Origin of the sequence: Natroniella acetigena, assembly GCF_023227745.1 — a bacterium.
In the GTDB taxonomy this organism is placed as follows: Bacteria; Bacillota; Halanaerobiia; order Halobacteroidales; family Halobacteroidaceae; genus Natroniella; species Natroniella acetigena.
The window spans coordinates 1-2893 of record NZ_JALKBX010000100.1 but is presented as its reverse complement, the minus strand read 5'-3'; the positions used below and the strand labels follow the sequence as shown (position 1 = coordinate 2893).

Annotated in this window: 2 protein-coding genes; both read right to left on the bottom strand. The window is 28.8% G+C overall.

Annotated elements, in window-relative coordinates; all coding sequences use genetic code 11:
* Nucleotides 1-230 precede the first annotated feature (230 nt).
* Nucleotides 231-965, bottom strand: a complete 735-nt coding sequence (locus MWH25_RS12660) for a PaeR7I family type II restriction endonuclease (protein ID WP_248628016.1) — start codon at nt 963-965, stop codon at nt 231-233.
* 22 nt (nt 966-987) lie between these two features.
* On the bottom strand, nt 988-2673 hold the full coding sequence (locus MWH25_RS12655) for an Eco57I restriction-modification methylase domain-containing protein (protein ID WP_248628015.1): 1686 nt from the start codon (nt 2671-2673) through the stop codon (nt 988-990).
* Nucleotides 2674-2893: the final 220 nt, after the last annotated feature.

Sequence of the window (2893 nt, the reverse complement as noted above, 5' to 3'; positions counted from 1 at the left end):
AGGCTTTAACTTTTACCTTGACGGGACTTTCACCCGTTGGATATGTCCAGCTTCGCTGGACATACAACGTCCCGCAGATTCACGACGTCCCCATTAATACTTCTAACTTTAAATCAAAAATTCCAAACTAATATAAGTAATCCCAGCCTTGATTTATACTCATAGCTGGGATGTCGTTAATCTGCTGTTATCTGACGTACGTACTTACAAATTACATTTATAAATCATCATTATATATTAGATATGATATTGACAACTAATGATTTTATAAATTTATATATATTTACATCTTTAGAAGGTTCATTAAACGCACCATTCATACCATCTTCACGATTAGATGTCAACAAACACGCTGAGGTGTATTTTCTCTCCAATACTAATTTCTTACAAAGTATTTTGTAACGCTCAGCATAAGATGACCTCTTAAATTCTTCAAAAACTTCAAAATTTGGTTCATAAACTCTTCTTTTTTTATGTGCAGCTTCAGTATCTTCCAATAACATTAAATACCCTAAAAATGGTTTTTTACTCCCAAATGCATTTTTTTCATATGCCTTCCATAAGTCAGTTGAACTTCCTAACGATTCTTCAGTTCTATTATTGAAATTCTTTCCAAACGAACCTACTTGAGATTTAAGTTCAATTGCAGCAAGTAATTGTTTCTTTTTATTTTCTTCTTTTACAACAACTAAATCCCAATCTTTTGTTGGTCTATAATATCCTGGTAAAGTTAATCCGCTTCTAACATGGATTTCTTCTTCTTTTAAACCATTTTCTAATAATATTTCCTTTATTAAATGAACAAATCCATCTAATTGCTTTCCTCCAGTAACAGCTCCTCTATTACCTTTTTGTCCTGATGAAGAATTTTTTTGTTGCAATCTAGTCCTCCAAAAATGTTCAACTGCTTCCCTTACCTTTTTATCTAAAATATCTCTTTCTGGAATAAAAAAACTACTTCTCATTTTATCTACTTCCCCCTTATATTTATACAACTAAATCTCTAATAGTCTTTAATTCTTTAGAAGATAAATCAAAAACACTAGCTACAACACTATCTAATTCTTTCAAATTATTTTTTACATGTTCACTTTTAAGTTTTTTTATTTCTTCATTAGATATATTACTAAAGATAGGCAAATGAATTTTTCTTAAATATTGGGCTTGATAACGCAAATATTTCCCCCGCATTTTAACAGCATAACACCAAATGAAAAATTTAATAATAGATGACTTCATAATCGAATGAAGAACATCAATATCCCAGTTGCCTGGTAACATATAATACAGATTATTACGAGGATAATAATCACCATTATCCTTTACTATACAATTATCACCTTTAATATCAGGAATCAGTAACTTAGAAGCATTATATACTTCTTGATAAATCCTATCAATAGTACGAAACCATTTTTCTTTTGGACTTCTTTTTGCTACACTTCGATTTAATATACGCTCTTTATGAAGATTAAAATACTTTTTTAAATTAGGAAACTGCTCTAAATTAATCAGTCCTCCATCTTTAGAATAAGGATTGATTAAATATTTTCCAGACCACTTTATTTTTCCAGATGAAACTTCTCTAGAAGATATTGTTGGTAGCAGGACTTCATTCTCTATTTCAACTTCACTAGGATTTATAATATAAATATCATTTGCTCCAGTTGCAACCCCTATTCCTACTTTAATGCCATGCCTATCATCTTCAAGCTGAACAAATTTTTCTTCTATTTTTCTTAACAATGTAATTACTTCTTCACTATTTATAATCCAAGGTTCATCACTTTTAAACCAATTAGAAAAAGTATGCGTTTTTATGGACTGACTATTATCAAAAGTCTTTCCCCTTAATAAATAATCTTTCACTTTAGAACAATCCTCTTTAGAAACCGAATCTAATATTGCTGTTCTAGTATCTTCTGTCTCATAAGTTTCAGAAGAAATAACAAAAATACAAGGATAAACTGATACCTTTTCTTCAAATGGATTAGTTTTATGCATATCAATAAAATATTTAATTTTATAATTATTTACAATAAACTTTCGAAGTTTTTTTCCATATCGGTTCTTTGTAAAACGATCAGAACAAATGAAACTTAATTTTCCATTAGAATTCAAAAGTTCTAATCCATGTTCAATAAACGGAACATAAAGATCAGCTCGGTCATAAATGGTAGAATAAAGCTTCCGATATTTTTTTATTAAATTATCTTCTATTAATTCTTGACGTACATATGGTGGATTACCAACAATAAAATCAAACCCTTTAATATTATTATCGTTAGGTTTCCAAAGTAAAAAATCCTCTTGAATTAACCAATTATTTAATAAATCATCAATATCATCTTTACAAAATCCAAATTCTTTTAAAACTTTTCTGATACGTTCTCTTCCTAAATGATAATTTTCCTTATTAACTTCAATACCTATAATGCATTTTTTTAATTTATCTTTAATCTTTTTTAAATTATTGTCCTTCTCAGGTAATGCTTTGAGTAATCGCTTAACCACAACTTCTAAAAAAGCCCCTTCACCATAAGAAGGATCTAATAAACGCATATTCCACAACTCTTTGTCTGAAGTATATCCAACTATGTCTAAAATTAAATCTACAACAACGGGTTTTGTATATACTATTCCATTTTCTTTCTTCAATTTTGGAGTAGCCATAAATTAAATAATAACCTCCCAATTTTAATAGTAACTTATATTTTAAATCCTAGTTTTAATTTTATCATCCACAAAATAATATTTCCAATTAAATATTAAATATTCCCTCAAATATTAATTGTATTTAAAATTGAGTATGTCAGATGTAGGGTCGAAGTCTGGTGCTCTAACTTAGGTTGATGTTTGTGTTCTCAGTTTGCTCACCCTTTCGTCTGTGAGT

Bases quoted from the DNA above. Each gene is read 5' to 3' on its own strand.
- MWH25_RS12660 (WP_248628016.1), bottom strand. From the start codon at position 965: ATGAGAAGTAGTTTTTTTATTCCAGAAAGAGATATTTTAGATAAAAAG.
- MWH25_RS12655 (WP_248628015.1), bottom strand. From the start codon at position 2,673: ATGGCTACTCCAAAATTGAAGAAAGAAAATGGAATAGTATATACAAAA.